16 protein-coding genes are annotated in these 15,152 nt (G+C 56.7%); 2 read left to right on the forward strand and 14 right to left on the reverse strand.

Annotation, left to right across the window (positions count from 1 at the left end):
* Positions 1 to 328: 328 nt before the first annotated feature.
* The 7 genes from ACIQ0R_RS05255 to ACIQ0R_RS05285 form a co-directional block, all read right to left on the reverse strand.
* Complete coding sequence (locus ACIQ0R_RS05255) at positions 329 to 1,093, reverse strand: enoyl-CoA hydratase (protein WP_395824525.1); 765 nt, start codon at positions 1,091 to 1,093, stop codon at positions 329 to 331.
* A gap of 158 nt (positions 1,094 to 1,251) precedes the next feature.
* Positions 1,252 to 2,448: an acetyl-CoA C-acyltransferase gene (locus ACIQ0R_RS05260; protein ID WP_395824528.1), complete on the reverse strand. Its 1,197-nt coding sequence runs from the start codon at positions 2,446 to 2,448 to the stop codon at positions 1,252 to 1,254.
* A 159-nt stretch (positions 2,449 to 2,607) separates the two neighbouring features.
* On the reverse strand, positions 2,608 to 4,995 hold the full coding sequence (locus tag ACIQ0R_RS05265; protein WP_395824531.1) for a 3-hydroxyacyl-CoA dehydrogenase/enoyl-CoA hydratase family protein: 2,388 nt from the start codon (positions 4,993 to 4,995) through the stop codon (positions 2,608 to 2,610).
* A gap of 86 nt (positions 4,996 to 5,081) precedes the next feature.
* On the reverse strand, positions 5,082 to 6,872 hold the full coding sequence (locus ACIQ0R_RS05270; RefSeq protein ID WP_395824533.1) for an acyl-CoA dehydrogenase C-terminal domain-containing protein: 1,791 nt from the start codon (positions 6,870 to 6,872) through the stop codon (positions 5,082 to 5,084).
* Positions 6,873 to 6,909: 37 nt separating this feature from the next.
* Positions 6,910 to 7,560: a TetR/AcrR family transcriptional regulator gene (locus ACIQ0R_RS05275; RefSeq protein ID WP_395824536.1), complete on the reverse strand. Its 651-nt coding sequence runs from the start codon at positions 7,558 to 7,560 to the stop codon at positions 6,910 to 6,912.
* A gap of 346 nt (positions 7,561 to 7,906) precedes the next feature.
* A complete protein-coding gene (locus ACIQ0R_RS05280; protein ID WP_395824539.1) occupies positions 7,907 to 8,305 on the reverse strand; it encodes an RNA-binding S4 domain-containing protein in 399 nt (132 codons plus the stop codon).
* A gap of 34 nt (positions 8,306 to 8,339) precedes the next feature.
* Complete coding sequence (locus ACIQ0R_RS05285) at positions 8,340 to 9,104, reverse strand: Nif3-like dinuclear metal center hexameric protein (RefSeq protein WP_395824542.1); 765 nt, start codon at positions 9,102 to 9,104, stop codon at positions 8,340 to 8,342.
* Positions 9,105 to 9,119: 15 nt separating this feature from the next.
* On the opposite strand from ACIQ0R_RS05285, the gene ACIQ0R_RS05290 reads away from it, so the two are divergent.
* Together ACIQ0R_RS05290 and ACIQ0R_RS05295 are read left to right on the forward strand one after the other, a co-directional pair.
* A complete protein-coding gene (locus tag ACIQ0R_RS05290) occupies positions 9,120 to 10,295 on the forward strand; it encodes a Do family serine endopeptidase (RefSeq protein ID WP_395824545.1) in 1,176 nt (391 codons plus the stop codon).
* A gap of 10 nt (positions 10,296 to 10,305) precedes the next feature.
* Entirely contained in the window at positions 10,306 to 10,992 is a 687-nt protein-coding gene (locus ACIQ0R_RS05295) for a DUF2461 domain-containing protein (RefSeq protein WP_395824548.1), read from the forward strand.
* 68 nt (positions 10,993 to 11,060) lie between these two features.
* Here the strand turns inward: ACIQ0R_RS05295 and tatC are convergent, their stop codons facing one another.
* The 7 genes from tatC to hisF form a co-directional block, all read right to left on the reverse strand.
* A complete protein-coding gene (gene tatC / locus ACIQ0R_RS05300; RefSeq protein WP_395824551.1) occupies positions 11,061 to 11,825 on the reverse strand; it encodes a twin-arginine translocase subunit TatC in 765 nt (254 codons plus the stop codon).
* A gap of 90 nt (positions 11,826 to 11,915) precedes the next feature.
* A complete protein-coding gene (gene tatB / locus ACIQ0R_RS05305) occupies positions 11,916 to 12,431 on the reverse strand; it encodes a Sec-independent protein translocase protein TatB (RefSeq protein WP_395824554.1) in 516 nt (171 codons plus the stop codon).
* A gap of 55 nt (positions 12,432 to 12,486) precedes the next feature.
* Positions 12,487 to 12,696, reverse strand: a complete 210-nt coding sequence (gene tatA / locus ACIQ0R_RS05310) for a Sec-independent protein translocase subunit TatA (RefSeq protein ID WP_061532128.1) — start codon at positions 12,694 to 12,696, stop codon at positions 12,487 to 12,489.
* Between the two features lie 229 nt (positions 12,697 to 12,925).
* Positions 12,926 to 13,297: a histidine triad nucleotide-binding protein gene (locus ACIQ0R_RS05315; RefSeq protein ID WP_395824557.1), complete on the reverse strand. Its 372-nt coding sequence runs from the start codon at positions 13,295 to 13,297 to the stop codon at positions 12,926 to 12,928.
* A gap of 126 nt (positions 13,298 to 13,423) precedes the next feature.
* Positions 13,424 to 13,759: a phosphoribosyl-ATP diphosphatase gene (locus tag ACIQ0R_RS05320; protein ID WP_395824560.1), complete on the reverse strand. Its 336-nt coding sequence runs from the start codon at positions 13,757 to 13,759 to the stop codon at positions 13,424 to 13,426.
* A gap of 127 nt (positions 13,760 to 13,886) precedes the next feature.
* Positions 13,887 to 14,282, reverse strand: coding sequence for a phosphoribosyl-AMP cyclohydrolase (gene hisI, locus ACIQ0R_RS05325; protein ID WP_395824563.1), 396 nt, complete (start codon positions 14,280 to 14,282; stop codon positions 13,887 to 13,889).
* Positions 14,279 to 15,043: an imidazole glycerol phosphate synthase subunit HisF gene (gene hisF / locus ACIQ0R_RS05330; protein ID WP_395824566.1), complete on the reverse strand. Its 765-nt coding sequence runs from the start codon at positions 15,041 to 15,043 to the stop codon at positions 14,279 to 14,281. The genes hisI and hisF overlap by 4 nt, the downstream gene beginning before the upstream one ends.
* Between the last annotated feature and the right edge of the window lie 109 nt (positions 15,044 to 15,152).

The raw sequence follows: 15,152 nt of genomic DNA on the forward strand, positions 1-15,152 counted from the left end.
GCAAGAAGTGGACGATGCCATTGCGGGACTGGAAGGGAGCACTTAACCGCTTCACTATCCAGTTTGAAGAACGGATGAAGCCGAATTAAACGAAATTCCGTTTACACAAAATCCAGCACACCCTCGGATGTTCGGCTATTATTTCCAAATCCAATACCTATTACCTGTTGCGAACGGCGATCCGCGCGACCGGCAAGACCGGCGACATTTGGTTTCCGGTTTCCTGGACCGTCAGGAAACGTAGCATGGACGTCGGCGGGCTCCGTGTTTCCAAACAGCTTTGATGAGCTGCGAGATCTCACCGCAGCTGAATATCAGCAAACACCAATCAGCAAAACTTGCTGAAGTCCGGCTTGAGCCTTTCAAAGAATGCAGTCAATGCCTCAGTTGCTTCAGGCGCTTTCAGCATCGCCCCGAAATGTTCGATCTCCTGCGCCATGCGCGCTTCCACTTCAGCGGTCTGCGCGCCTTTCATCAAGCTCTTGGTGATGCGGATAGAGGCAGCCGGCAAAGCCACCAGTTTCGCGGCTTGCGCTTGCGCGAATGCCAGTAGCTCTTCCGCCGGGAGAACCTGGTTGACCAGGCCCATGGCGGCGGCCTCTTCTGCGGTGAAGGCTTCGCCCAGCAGCAACTTTTCAGCTGCGCGCTGATAGCCGGCGATTTGCGGCAGGATCAGACTCGACGCCGCTTCCGGGCACAAACCCAGTTGCGTGAACGGCATCGAGAAACGCGCATTGTCAGCCGCGTACACCAAATCGCAATGCATCAGCAGCGTGGTGCCGATGCCGACTGCGGCACCCGCCACCGCCGCCACCATCGGTTTGCTGGCATGGCTGATTTGCCACAGAAACTGAAACACCGGGCTCTCCGTACTATTGGGGCGGTTCTTCATGAAATCTTCGAGGTCGTTGCCAGCGCTGAAAATCTGCGGCTTACCGACAAACAAAATGGCCCGCACCGCGCTGTCGGTTTCCGCATCCTTCAACGCATCGACCATAGTCTGGTACATGGCGGCGGTGATTGCATTCTTCTTTTCAAGGCGATTGAATTCAATCGTCAGGATGCCATTTTCTTTGCTGGTCAAGATATCCATCTGGTACTCCGATTCAGCGCACGCAACGGGCGACGCAAGATTAAGTAAGAGAATACAAAAAAGCCGTGCTAAGGATGGCAGCAAGGCTTTTTTGTTTTTTACGATTGCTTGTGACAATCTGCTGACTTGAACGCTGACTTGAACGCTGACTTGAACGCTTACATGCGCTCGAAAATACCTGCCGCGCCCATGCCGGCGCCAACGCACATGGTCACCATGCCGTATTTTTGGTTGCGGCGGCGCATGCCGTGGATCGCAGTAGCGGCGCGGATGGCGCCGGTTGCACCCAATGGATGGCCGAGTGCAATGGCGCCGCCCAGCGGGTTGACCCTGGATGGATCAAGGCCGAGATCCTGAATCACTGCCAGCGCTTGCGCAGCAAATGCTTCATTCAATTCGATCCAGTCCAATTGATCCTGGGTCAGACCGGCGGCGCGCAGCGCTGCCGGGACTGCTTCCTTGGGACCGATACCCATGATTTCCGGCGGTACGCCGCGCACTGCAAACGAGACGAAACGAGCCAGCGGAGTCAGGTTGAATTCCTTGAGAATTTTTTCGCTGACCAGGATCAACGCGCCAGCGCCATCCGACATTTGCGAACTGTTGCCCGCTGTGACGGTGCCCTTGGCAGCAAATACTGCCTTCAGCTTGCCCAGCGTTTCCATGCTCGACTCGGCGCGTGCGCCTTCGTCGCGATCAACGGTGCGGGTCTTCTGATCGATCTGGCCGTTGGCCAGATTTGGGGTGCGATCAATGATGTCGTAGGAAGTGGTCTCGTCCTTGAACTCACCGGCCAGCTGGCCGGCGATGGCACGCCGGTGCGACTCTACCGCGAACGCGTCTTGCGCTTCGCGCGAGACTTTCCATTGCTGGGCGACCTTTTCTGCAGTCAGACCCATGCCATAGGCCATGCCGACGTTTTCATCCTTGAAAGCGTTCATGTTGATCGACGGATGGAAGCCCATCATCGGCACCATCGACATCGATTCAGCACCACCGGCAATCATTACATCTGCCTCGCCAACACGAATGCGATCCGCAGCCATGGCAATGGCAGTGATGCCGGATGCGCAGTAACGATTGATGGTGACGCCGCCGATGGTATTCGGCAGACCGGCCAGCAGCACGGCGTTACGTGCCATATTCAGACCTTGCGCGCCTTCGGGGAAAGAACAGCCGATGATGGCGTCCTGGATCAGTTTAGGATCCAGGCCCGGTGCTTGCGCCAGCGCCGATTGTATAGCGCGCACCAGCAGGTCATCCGGACGGGTGTTTTTGAACATACCGCGCGGTGCCTTGCCGATAGGCGTGCGGGTCGCCGCGACGATGTAGGCTTCTTGAAGTTGTTTGCTCATTTCCTGCTCCTGATTTAGTCAGTGGGGACAGAGTGCTTTTAAACCCGATCCTGCGATTTTCTTTGCGATGTGGCCGTTTTATTAGGCAGTTGAGGATAGCGCAGCGCAGTCAGTGGTTTCGCTAGACCACGCTGGCTCTTCAACTCTGCACTCAACAAATTAGTTTCGCACCGGCTTACCGGTCTGCATCATGCCCATGATCCGCTCTTGCGTCTTGGGGTTGTTCAACAGTTCAACGAAGGCTTTGCGCTCCAGGTCGAGCAACCATTGTTCATTTACGATGCTGCCTTCGTCCACTTCGCCACCGCAAACGATGTTGGCAATCATGTGGCCTAGTTTGTAGTCGTGGGCGGAGATGAAGCCGCCATCGCGCATGTTGACCAGCTGCGCCAGGATGGTGGCGATGCCGTTACGGCCGACTACCGCAACCTGGGCTTTCAATGGCGGACGATAGCCAGCGTCGAACATGGCGCGTGCTTCCACCTTGGCCACATGCAGCAACTCATACGCATTGAACACGATCACGTCATCGGCTTTCAGGTAGCCCATGCTCTTGGCCTCCAGTGCCGATTTAGAGACGTTGGCGGTGGCCGCATTCAAGAACGAGGTCTTCAGGAATTGCAGGATGTCGTTACCCTTGGCGTCGCTGGCGGCACGCACTGCTGCCTCCTTCAAACCGCCACCGGCAGGAATCAAGCCAACGCCGACTTCAACCAGGCCGATATACGATTCAAGCGAAGCCACCCGTTTGGCAGTATGCAAGGCCAACTCACAACCGCCGCCCAGCGCCAGACCGGCCACGGCGGCAACTACCGGTACGCTGGCGTACTTGAGGCCCATAAAGGCTTGCTGCAATTGCGCGACCATCGGTTCAATCGCCTTGGCACCGCCCGACATGAACAAAGGCAGCATCGATTGCAAGTCCGCTCCGGCCGAGAACGCACCGCCTTCGGCGGCATCGGCGTGCCACAACACCAGACCCTTGAAGTTCTTTTCTGCTTCCGCTACTGCCTGGTTCAAACCGGCGATGAAGCCCGGTCCGATCACGTGCATCTTGGTCTTGAATGACAGAATCAGGACATCGTCGTTCTGATGCCATGCGCGCACCGAATCATCTTCAAAAACGGTGCTGCCGGCGGTCTTGCCGTCGGCCAGGCCTTCGCCCAGCAACGGTGCGCGGAATACCTGGCGTCGGTAGACCGGCAAAGTGGAGCGGGCCACATTCGCCTTCTTCGCTGGCGAGTAAGAACCGTCGGCCGCGTGCACACCGCTGCGGCCATCGAAGACCCAGGCTGGCAACGGCGCATTGCACAGCGCCTTACCGGCCTCGATATCTTCCTTGACCCAAGCGGCGATCTGCTTCCAGTCGGCGGCTTGCCAGATTTCAAAAGGCCCCACGCTCCAACCAAAACCCCAGCGCATGGCGAAATCAATATCGCGTGCGTTGTCGGCAATCGCCTCCATGTGGACTGCGATGTAGTGGAAGCCATCACGGAAGATGGACCACAGGAACTGCGCTTGCGGGTTGGTCGATTCGCGCAGGGTTTTCATGCGCTTGACCAGATCTTTGTCTTTCAAGATGCGTGCCACCAGTTCATCGGCCTTGCCGCCGCCGGTCACATACTCGCCCTTGGCGGCATCAATGCGCAGGATGTCCTTGCCGACTTTTTTGTAGAAACCGGCGCCAGCCTTCTGCCCCAGCGCGCCCTGCTCAATCAGCTTGGCCAGCAGCGGCGGGGTTGCGTAGACAGCGTAGAAAGGATCGTCCTTCAGATTGTCCTGCATGATCTTGATCACATGCCCCATGGTGTCCAGGCCGACCACATCGGCAGTACGGAAAGTGCCGGACTTGGCGCGCCCCAGCTTGGCGCCGGTCAGATCGTCGACCACATCCACCGAGAGACCGAATTTTTCAGCCTGATGCACAGTCGACAGGATGCCGAACACGCCTACGCGGTTGGCAATAAAGTTAGGAGTATCCTTGGCGCGAACCACACCTTTGCCCAGCGTGGTGGCCAGGAACCCTTCCAGCTGATCAAGGATCTCTGGCTTGGTGGCGGCGGTCGGGATCAGTTCCACCAGATGCATGTAACGCGGTGGATTGAAAAAATGGACGCCGCAAAAACGTGCTTTCAGTTCGGCCTCAAAGCCCTCCGACAGCGCGGTGATCGACAGGCCGGAAGTGTTGGAAGCGAAAATCGCGTTTGGCGCAATGTGCGGGGCGACCTTCTTGTACAGGTCGTGCTTCCAGTCCATGCGTTCGGCGATGGCTTCAATAATCAGGTCGCAACCGGCCAGCACATCCAGATTATCTTCATAGTTGGCGACTTCGATCAGCGCGGCGTCATCCTTGTTGCCGAGCGGCGCAGGGCTGAGCTTTTTCAGGTTTTCGATGGCGCGCAGGACGATGCCGTTCTTCGGACCTTCCTTGGCCGGCAGATCGAACAGTACCACCGGAACTTTGGCGTTGAGGCAATGAGCAGCGATTTGCGCACCCATCACGCCGGCGCCTAGCACGGCGACTTTTTTAACGATGAAATTCGACACTTGTTTCTCCTTGCTCAGTCTGTTGGGAGTGTGCGCCCGCGCTGATCGCGTCAGGCTCACCTTAGGGCTTATTTAGAGAAAATCCATTAAAACAAATCTGCATCCAGCGCCATCAGGCTGCCCGCCCCGGAGCGCGCCTGACGAATCAGCATTGCCGTCTCCGGCAACAGGCGGGCGAAATAGAAACGTGCGGTCGCCAACTTGGAAACGTAGAACTTATCGCCTGAGTCTTGCTTGGCCAAAGCGATCTTTGCCATTTGCGCAAAGAAGTAGGCGCACACCAGATGGCCAACTACCCGCAGGTAAGGTACTGCTGCTGCACCGACTTCGTCCGGATTCTGGAAAGCCTTCATGCCGATTTCCATGGTCAGTTTGCTGACCTTGTCGCCGAGGTCGGCGAGCGGCGTGATGAACTCTGAGAGCGCTTCGTCGGCACCGTTCTCTTCAATGAAAGCCTGTACCTTGGCACCGAATTTTTTCAGCTTGGCACCGTTATCCATCAACACCTTGCGGCCCAGAAGATCAAGCGACTGGACGGTGTTGGTGCCTTCATAGATCATGTTGATGCGGGCGTCGCGCACGTACTGTTCCATGCCCCACTCAGCGATATAGCCGTGGCCGCCGTAGACCTGCAAGCATTCCGAGGTTGCAGCCCAGGCATTGTCGGTGATGAAAGCCTTGACCACCGGCGTCAACAAGGCAACTTCATCAGCGCAGTCCTTGCGCACTTGCTCGTCCGGGTGGTTCAATTCCTTATCGAGTTGCAGCGCGACGTAAGAACAGAAAGCGCGGGCGCCTTCTGTATAGGCTTTTGCCGTCAATAGCATGCGGCGCACATCAGGATGGACGATGATCGGATCGGCGGGCCGTTGCGGTGCCTTGACGCCCGACAGGCTGCGCATCTGGATACGGTCTTTGGTGTACACCAACGCGTTCTGATAAGCCACCTCAGTCAACCCCAGACCTTGCATGCCGACGCCCAGACGAGCAACGTTCATGAAGACGAACATCGCGTTGAGTCCCTTGTGCGGGCCGCCGATAATCCAGCCGGTAGCGCCGTCCAAATTCATTTGGCAGGTCGAATTACCGTGGATGCCCATTTTTTCTTCGATGGCACCGCAGGTGATCGGATTGCGCGCACCCAGCGTGCCATCGGCGTTAGGCAGGAACTTCGGCACCAGGAACAGTGAAATACCCTTGGACCCTTCCGGTGCGCCCGGCAGACGTGCCAGCACCAGATGAACAATATTTTCTGCCATGTCATGTTCACCGGCCGAGATGAAAATCTTGCTGCCGGTGATGCGATAAGAACCGTCGTCTTGCGGCTCAGCTTTCGAACGCAGCATGCCAAGGTCGGTACCGCAATGCGATTCCGTCAGACACATGGTGCCGGTCCATTCGCCGGACACCAGCTTCGGCAGGTACAGCGCCTGCTGTTGCGGCGTACCGTGGGCATGCAGGCACTCGTACGCGCCGTGCGACAGCCCCGGGTACATGGTCCAAGCCTGATTGGCAGAATTCATCATTTCATAAAATGAATTATTGATCACCAGCGGCAAGCCCTGGCCGCCGTATTCCGGATCGCAGGAGAGCGCAGGCCAGCCAGCTTCGACATACTGCTTGTAGGCTTCCTTGAAACCTTTCGGCGTGGTGACGGTGTGCGTGGTCTTGTCGTGGTTGCAGCCTTCGCGGTCGCCGGAATGGTTCAGCGGGAACAGTACCTGAGAGGTAAATTTACCGCCCTCTTCCAACACCTGATTGATGATATCGGCATCGATCTCGGCATGCTTCGGCAATTGCTTCAACTCATCTTCTACATGCAGCAACTCGTGCATGACGAATTGCATATCCCGCAGTGGCGCGACGTATTGGCCCATGATGCTCTCCTGATGATTAAATTCCTGATGATTAAATTTATCGAGCTGCCGTCTTGGAAGAGATTTTTTGATTCGTTGGCGAAGATTTCCTGGCTGCTGCAACTTGCTTGGTGTTGCGGTAACTATCGATAAGGCGGTCAAAACCCTTTTGCGCACGCTCAACGCTGCCGGCCTTCTTCAGGAGTCGGGCATCGTGATGCAGCCCGAGAATCAGACCGTACATCTCGTAGACCAGTAGATCTGCATCGGTGTCGGCGCGCAAATGTCCGGCTTCAATTGCTTGCAACGCGCAGCGATGCAGAGCCTGTTGCCAGGTGCAGACCATGCTGACCAGTTGCTCGCGGATTGCGCCAGGACGGTCATCGTATTCGACCGCGCCGCTGATATAGATACAACCTGAGGCGATTTCAATCGTCACCTGCCTGATCCAGCGCGCGAACATGGCTTCCAGGCGCGGCAGGCCGCGCGCTTCCTTGATGCTCGGATAGAACACTTCTTGCTCGAACTGACGGTGATACAACTTCACCACTTCGATCTGCAGATCCTCACGCGAGCCGAAATGCACAAACACGCCAGATTTGCTCATGCTCATCTTTTCAGCCAGCAGACCAATCGTCAAGCCTTCAAGGCTGGCCAGAGTAATGGCGACATCGAGAATCGCTGCGCGGGTCATTTCGCCCTTGCGCATGAATTTCGGCGGGCGGCGTGTCGATGATTGAATATAACACAATAGTCCTGTCTGTATCGGGTTAAAGTTGGAGCTGAAATTGGCATTGGAGCTGGCGTTTGCTTGCTTGCTGATTACTGCCAGCAAGAATGCGAACGCTCGTACTATTATGCACCAGAATCGAAATGTCAAACAGCGACTTAGAGCGTGGGTTCTACCGAGAACCCGTTCGACATTCCTTGCTGGACGATTTGTACGGCCCGGCTGGCGCGAAGGCTGGCGCTGCGGGCGTGAAAAGTGTTGTGGGGTTTGACACTGCGTCGAAAAACAAGCGGCGACGATAGTAAATCAATGTCAAATGGGTAATTCAGGATTGCGCCTTGTCTAGCAAGCGGCGGTCGCGCTTGGTCGGCCGGCCCTTGATTTCAATAGTCGGCTCGCGGAAAAACTTACGGTCTTCGGCCAGCTTCCCGCGCAGAGCAATACTACCTTCCGTTTCGCGGTAAAGCGTCTGTGCAATCGCTGCTGCACTGCGCGTAGCGGTCAGTAACAGCACTTCAACTTCCCATGTCCCGGCACCGTTATCGATCGTCAGCATGTCGCCAACCTTCAGATTGCGCGCCGGCTTGGTACGCTCATCGTTCACGCGTATCTTGCCGCTATCGACGGCATCGCTGGCGAGTGTGCGTGTCTTGAAAAATCGCGCGGCCCAAAGCCACTTGTCGACGCGTACCGCCTCAACCGTCTTGGATACTGTTTGACTCATGCGTTACTCCCCGCTGGCTGCACCGGCTGTGCGATTACACAGGGTTATCGATATCGATGAACTGATACGCCAAACCGAAATGTTCAGCCAGATGCTTACCCAGCGCCTGCACGCCGTAACGTTCGGTCGCATGATGTCCGGCCGCCAGGTAGGCGACGCCGCTTTCGCGGGCCAGATGAACGGTTGGTTCAGAAATTTCGTCGCTGATATAAACTCCGGCGGCGGCAATAGCGTCACTCAGCAGATTTTGTGCGGCACCGGTACACCAAGCCACTCGCGCCAACGCCTGATCCGGATCGCCGATCAGCACTGGCACCCGCTTTAGTTGATGTTCGATCACCTTGGCCAGATCGCCGACCGTGCGTATCGCGGCATCGCTGACATTGCCGAGCCAACCCAGATTATCGTCGCCGAAGCGCCCGTTCGGGGTCAAGCCAAGTTGCTGCGCCAACTGGGCATTGTTGCCGTAAAGCGGATGCGAATCGAGCGGTAAATGGTAGGCAAACAAATTGATGTCATGTGCCAGCAGCAACTTCAGACGCTTGTGTTTTGTGCCGATCACACGCGCGTCCTCACCGCGCCAGAAGTAACCGTGATGCACCAGAATCGCATCCGCACCGCTCTCCAGCGCGGCTTCCAGCAAGGCCTGGCTGGCGGTGACCCCCGTCACCAGTCGGCTAATTTCGTGGCGCCCTTCCACCTGCAAGCCATTTGGGCAATAATCTCGGAACTGTGTAATATTTAATGCTCCGGCAAGATATGTTGCCATTTCAGTGCGACTTACCGACTTTTGACTCATTTAAAGACTCCCACTATGCGACGTTTCTGGCTGTTATTTGCGCAAACCGTAACCATCGGTTTAGCGATCTGGTTCATTGTAACGACCTTGAAGCCCGACTGGGCAACCGGATCGCTGACAAGCTCGCGTCTTCATATCGCAGCGGCGAAAGTGCCGTTGCAGGAAGTCGCGCCGGGGACGCCGACACCGGGCTCTTACCGCGACGCCTCGCATCGGGCGATGCCCTCAGTGGTGAACATCTTCACCAGCAAGGATGCCAAGCCGAGCGTGCCGCCACAGGTGCTGGAAGACCCGCTGCTGAGAAAGTTCTTCGGCGATCGCGGCGATGACTCGGATGAGAAGCAATCCAGTCTCGGTTCGGGCGTGGTAGTCAGTTCGCAAGGCTACATCCTGACCAATAATCATGTGATTGAATCGGCCGACGAGATCGAGGTGGCATTGGCCGACGGCCGCACCGCAACCGCCACAGTAGTTGGCGCGGATCCGGAAACCGATCTGGCGGTGATCAAAATCGATCTGCCGAATCTGCCGGCGATCACGCTCGGCCATGCCGATCAAGCCAGCGTCGGTGATGTGGTACTGGCGATTGGTAATCCGTTTGGTGTCGGCCAGACAGTCACCATGGGCATCATTTCTGCGCTGGGCCGCAACCATCTCGGTATCAATACGTTCGAGAACTTCATCCAGACCGATGCCGCAATCAACCCTGGCAACTCGGGCGGCGCGCTGGTCGATACCAACGGCAACCTGCTTGGCATCAATACCGCCATTTATTCACGTACTGGCGGCTCGCTTGGTATTGGCTTTGCGATTCCGGTGACGACCGCCAAGACCGTCATGGAATCGATCATCAATACCGGCCACGTTGTGCGCGGCTACATCGGCGTTGAACCACAGGACATCACGCCAGAACTGGCGGAGAGTTTCGGCCTGACCCGCAAGACCGGCGCCATCATTGCCGGCGTATTGAAAAACGGCCCGGCCGACAAGGCCGGCCTGAAGCCGGGCGACATTCTGGTGGCGGTAGAAGGCAAGCCAATTAACGACACCACCGACATGATGAATCAAATTGCGCAGCTGCAGCCCGGCACCAAGGCCAAGCTGACCGTATTGCGCAAAACGCAGGAATCGACACTGGAGGCGATCGTCGGCAAACGACCGCCGGTGAAGCGTCAGGTAGAGTCGGAATAAGGGGGCAGCAATGCACGTACGCGACCTCACGCAATACCTTGCTGAACTATCGGAAAACAACAACCGCGCCTGGTTCGTGATGAATAAGCCGCGCTACGATATCCTGCGCGCCGAGTTCCTCGAACTGGTGATCCGCCTGATTGCAGAGATCAGCAAGTTCGATCCGGCAATCGCCAGTTGCAATCCGAAGAAAGCGCTGTTCAGGATCAATCGGGATATGCGTTTTTCGCACGACAAGAGTCCGTATAAGACACACTTCTCAGCCTCCATCACCGCCAGCGGCCTGAAGAAACCGAGCCAGGGCGGCGGCCCGGCTTATTACTTCCACATCGATGCCAGCGGCCATTTGCTGGTGGCGGGTGGCGAATATATGCCGCCATCGGATCGGCTGCGGGCGATTCGCCGCCGCATCGTCGATGACGCCAGCGGTTTCGGCAAGCTGCTGAAAAACAAAAAAATGATGGGGACTTACGGCGACCTGCAAACGGCAGACCAATTGACCCGTCCACCCAAGGGCTTCGACGCCGACCTGCCGCACATCGAATATATCAGGCTGAAGAATTTCATCGTCTGGAAAGAACAGCCGCTGAAGAAGATGCTGTCGGACGCGTTGGAAAAGGAGTTGGTGAACAGCTTCAAGGATGCGTTTCCGCTGGTTAGCTGGCTACGCCAGATCAAGACGCCGATCGAAGAATAGCGGCGGCAGACAAGAATAGCCCCGGCAAATTTCAACGCCGGGCGCTATGCGGGCGAGACAACAACACGTCAGATTGTCTCTTCCGACTCGGTCGGCGCCTGCGTCGCCTTGACAAACAGCGGTGCGACAAACAAACCGACCTCGTACAGCAGGCATAACGGCACAGCGAGCAAGAGCTGGCTCATGATGTCGGGCGGTGTTACCACCGCAGCGACTACGAACGCGCCGACGATCACATACGGCCGGATGGATTTGAGTTTGTCCAGCGAGACCAAGCCCATGCGCACCAGCACAATCACGACGATCGGCACTTCGAAGGTCATGCCGAAGGCGATGAACATGGTCATCACGAAATCGAAGTAATTGTCGATGTCCGGCGTGACCGAAATCGAGGCCGGCGCGACCTTGTTGATGAAGTGGAAAATCACGCCGAACACCAGGAAGTAACAGAACGCGACGCCGCCGATGAACAGCAAAGAGGATGACACTACCAGCGGTGCAATGAGTTTCTTCTCGTGGGCGTAAAGACCAGGCGCGATGAACGCCCACAACTGGTACAACACCCAAGGCAAGGCGATGACGAAGGCAACCAGCAACGTCACCTTGACCGGGATCAGGAATGGCGTGATGACGCCGGTGGCAATCATCTTGCTACCGTGTGGCAAGGCGCTAAGCATCGGCGCTGCCAGGAAGTCATAAATATTGGCAGACCACGGCATCAGGCACAGGAATACCACGATAATCGCGATCGAGGCTTTCATGATGCGATTGCGCAATTCGACCAAATGCGAAATGAAAGTCTCTTCTACGCCGGTTTTCTGTTCTTCAGTCATGGGTACATGGTGTGTTACAAGCAGGCGAGATTGCCGATGCGCCTGCGGCTATCGATAGCCGGCCACTGCAGGCGGGAACGAGACCCTGGCTCATGAAAAAAATGAACCGGAAGCCTTACCTTGGCCGGCAGGGCGATATTTGGCGACACGGGCGGCACCCGATAGCACGCTGGCGCGGTAGCCGTTCTGTTGCTTGTACCAGGCCGGAATTGCGCTGTTGCGCGCCAGCTTTTTCTTGCGAAAACTCTTGGCCTTGACAGCCAGCTGCTCAACCTTCGGGTGATCCGCCGCGTAGGCGCTGCCATCGCTGATGGCAGCGGCATCATGATCCCATGCAGCTTCCAGTGAACTCTTCGTATCGGCTACGCTTTTCGAAATGCTTTGCTCGAAATCGCCGGCGGCTTCCTGCACGTCCTGCTGCATCTTGCGCAACTCTTCCAGCTCGATCTCGCGGCTGACTTCCGATTTCACGTCATTGATATAGCGTTGCGCGCGACCAAACAACGAGCCCGCCATGCGTGCCACGGTCGGCAGTTTTTCAGGGCCGATCACAACCAGTGCGACGACGCCAATCAGTGCGAGTTTAGTAAGACCAATATCGATCATGGGAGGCTAGCGGCCAAGGTTCGGGAGCCGGCACGACAGCGCCGGCCAGGCCAAATCAGTTGCCGGACTTATCCTTTTCTTTAGCTGTTACATCGATAGCGGCCTTATCTGCCTCGGATTTTTCTTCCTCACCCTTGACGCCGTCCTTGAAACCCTTGACCGCCTTGCCCAGGTCGGAACCCATATTGCCGATTTTCTTGGTGCCGAAAACCAACATTACGATGACCAGTACAATCAGCCAGTGCCAAATACTAAATGAACCCATTTTTTCTCCTCGCCGGACATCCTCTGTACCGGCCTATTAAGTCAAATTAACTGTCAAATCCTTAGGAGACATCAAAAAACCTGCTGCCCGCTGCAAGCCCGACACTGCAATGCTTGCCGTACTCTACTCCGCTACGGTTACGCTGCTCCTGCCGGGATTGCAGATCAGCTCTGCGTGTTCCTCCCCTACCTACTTCCATTGGCAACGCTCATCATCCGTCTCATCCGCATCAGGGCAAGCCGCGCCAAGGCCGCGGCCCGCCAATGACGTGCATGTGCAAATGGTACACCTCCTGGCGACCGTCGGGCCCGACGTTAAACAGTGTCTTGAAGCCGCCGCTGGCCTCGCCCTGGGCATCCAACTGGTAGTCGCAGCCCTGCTCTTGAGCAAGGCGCGGCGCCAGGAGCGCCATTTTACCCAAGAGTGCAGCATGCTGCTCAGTACAATCGGCCAGTGTCGGAATATGCTGCTTCGGCACGATCAGAAAATGTACCGGCGCTGCCGGGTTGATATCATGAAAAGCGATCAGATCCTCGTCTTCATAGACCCGTCTCGACGGGATCTGCCCAGCCACAATTTTGCAAAAAATACAATTTTCCAAATTATCCCCCTGCTTCTCACAATGACTCAGTTAATCAGCGCTGCTGCATGTTACCCGGAGTAGCGTCTTTTGGATGGAAAACCGGCGCAATCTTGTTGTCTACGGAATCATGCAGTTCGGCCCCGCTCAATTGCGGCTGGCTTTTTCTTCTATACCCGACAAGCCTTCACGCCGCGCCAGTTCGTTGAGCACATCCTGCGGCGTCAGATTGAACTGGGCCAGCATGATCATCGAATGGAACCACAAGTCCGCGCACTCATACAGCACGTGCGAGACATCCCCATCGACTCGCGCATCCTTGGCGGCCATCACGGTTTCAGTCGCTTCCTCGCCGATTTTCTTGAGGATCGCATCATCGCCCTTGGCGAACAAACGCGCCACATAGGACGTTTCAGGATTGCCGCCGTTGGCCGGTTTGCGCGATTCGATGACTGCGGCCAGGCGTTGTAATGTGTCACTCATGATTGCTTTAAATCCGCTCTGTTATCGCCATGCCTAATCAACCTGAAATACATCCGCGCGACTACGAGGACGATTGCCGGAACAACACCAGCATAGCGAAATTCAACGACGCCATCGACTGCGCCCGTCATTTATAAATGGTATCCGCTTCTTTCAATACCGGATCGAACGCTTGCCAACTGCTGCTGGCGCCCTCGAATTTCTGGAAGAAGCAGGAGTGGCGCCCGGTGTGACACGCGATGTCGCCAGCCTGGGTGACTTTCAGCAACACCACATCTTCGTCGCAATCGAGACGGATTTCGTGGACTTTCTGCACGTGCCCGGACTCCTCACCCTTGCGCCACAGTTTCTTGCGCGAACGGCTCCAGTAGACAGCCTCACCCAAAGCGACAGTCTTGGCCAGCGCATCGCGGTTCATCCAGGCGAACATCAAGACGTCGTTGGAACCAACTTCCTGAGCGATGGCCGGCACCAGGCCGTGTTCATCCCATCTGACCTTGTTTAACCAACTTACACTGCTCATGCTAGCCTCATCGGAATCTGTTGTGCGGCCATAAACTGCTTGGCTTCTTGCACAGTATGTTGACCATAGTGAAAAATGCTGGCTGCCAGTACCGCGTCGGCGCGGCCGATCTTGATGCCGTCGGCCAGATCCCGCAAACCGCCGACGCCACCCGAGGCAATCACCGGGATCTTGACGGCGTTCGATACGCTGCTGGTCAAGGCTAAATCAAAGCCGGCCTTGGTACCGTCGCGGTCCATGCTGGTGAGCAGGATTTCTCCGGCGCCCAACTGCTCCATCTTTTGCGCCCACGCGATCGCATCGAGCCCGGTTGCCTTGCGGCCGCCATGCGTGAACACCTCCCATTTTCCGGGGGCGACCTGCTTGGCGTCAATGGCGACGACGATGCATTGCGAGCCGTATTTGGCGGCGGCATCGACCACCAGTTGCGGGTTGGTGACGGCGGACGTATTGATGCCGACCTTGTCCGCACCGGCATTGAGCAAGCGACGTACATCCTCGACCACACGCACACCGCCGCCCACCGTCAACGGGATGAATACCTGGGACGCCACCGCTTCGATAATCGGCAGAATCAGATCGCGATTATCGGACGATGCGGTGATATCGAGGAACGTCAGCTCATCAGCGCCCTGCTCGTCGTAGCGGCGGGCGATCTCGACCGGATCACCGGCGTCGCGCAGCTCAAGGAAATTGACCCCCTTGACGACGCGGCCATTGGTCACGTCGAGGCAAGGGATAATGCGTTTGGCGAGGCTCATTAAAGTGGACCCATCTGTCCAGACAAATATCTGCATAGTTTAAGAAGCACTTCCTGCCTCCAATACAGCTGCGCGGCGCTGTCCCGGTTTTTCTGTTGCTCTTGGTGTT

Origin of the sequence: Collimonas sp. (assembly GCF_044339385.1) — a bacterium.
Taxonomy (GTDB): domain Bacteria; phylum Pseudomonadota; class Gammaproteobacteria; order Burkholderiales; family Burkholderiaceae_D; genus Collimonas.

Coding starts and splice junctions, on each gene's coding strand:
- ACIQ0R_RS05260 (WP_395824528.1), bottom strand. CDS start 2,448: ATGAGCAAACAACTTCAAGAAGCCTACATCGTCGCGGCGACCCGCACG.
- hisF (WP_395824566.1), bottom strand. CDS start 15,043: ATGAGCCTCGCCAAACGCATTATCCCTTGCCTCGACGTGACCAATGGC.
- tatA (WP_061532128.1), bottom strand. CDS start 12,696: ATGGGTTCATTTAGTATTTGGCACTGGCTGATTGTACTGGTCATCGTA.
- ACIQ0R_RS05295 (WP_395824548.1), top strand. CDS start 10,306: ATGCACGTACGCGACCTCACGCAATACCTTGCTGAACTATCGGAAAAC.
- ACIQ0R_RS05270 (WP_395824533.1), bottom strand. CDS start 6,872: ATGGGCCAATACGTCGCGCCACTGCGGGATATGCAATTCGTCATGCAC.
- ACIQ0R_RS05285 (WP_395824542.1), bottom strand. CDS start 9,104: ATGAGTCAAAAGTCGGTAAGTCGCACTGAAATGGCAACATATCTTGCC.
- ACIQ0R_RS05320 (WP_395824560.1), bottom strand. CDS start 13,759: ATGAGTGACACATTACAACGCCTGGCCGCAGTCATCGAATCGCGCAAA.
- hisI (WP_395824563.1), bottom strand. CDS start 14,282: ATGAGCAGTGTAAGTTGGTTAAACAAGGTCAGATGGGATGAACACGGC.
- tatC (WP_395824551.1), bottom strand. CDS start 11,825: ATGACTGAAGAACAGAAAACCGGCGTAGAAGAGACTTTCATTTCGCAT.
- ACIQ0R_RS05290 (WP_395824545.1), top strand. CDS start 9,120: ATGCGACGTTTCTGGCTGTTATTTGCGCAAACCGTAACCATCGGTTTA.
- ACIQ0R_RS05255 (WP_395824525.1), bottom strand. CDS start 1,093: ATGGATATCTTGACCAGCAAAGAAAATGGCATCCTGACGATTGAATTC.
- ACIQ0R_RS05275 (WP_395824536.1), bottom strand. CDS start 7,560: ATGCGCAAGGGCGAAATGACCCGCGCAGCGATTCTCGATGTCGCCATT.
- ACIQ0R_RS05280 (WP_395824539.1), bottom strand. CDS start 8,305: ATGAGTCAAACAGTATCCAAGACGGTTGAGGCGGTACGCGTCGACAAG.
- tatB (WP_395824554.1), bottom strand. CDS start 12,431: ATGATCGATATTGGTCTTACTAAACTCGCACTGATTGGCGTCGTCGCA.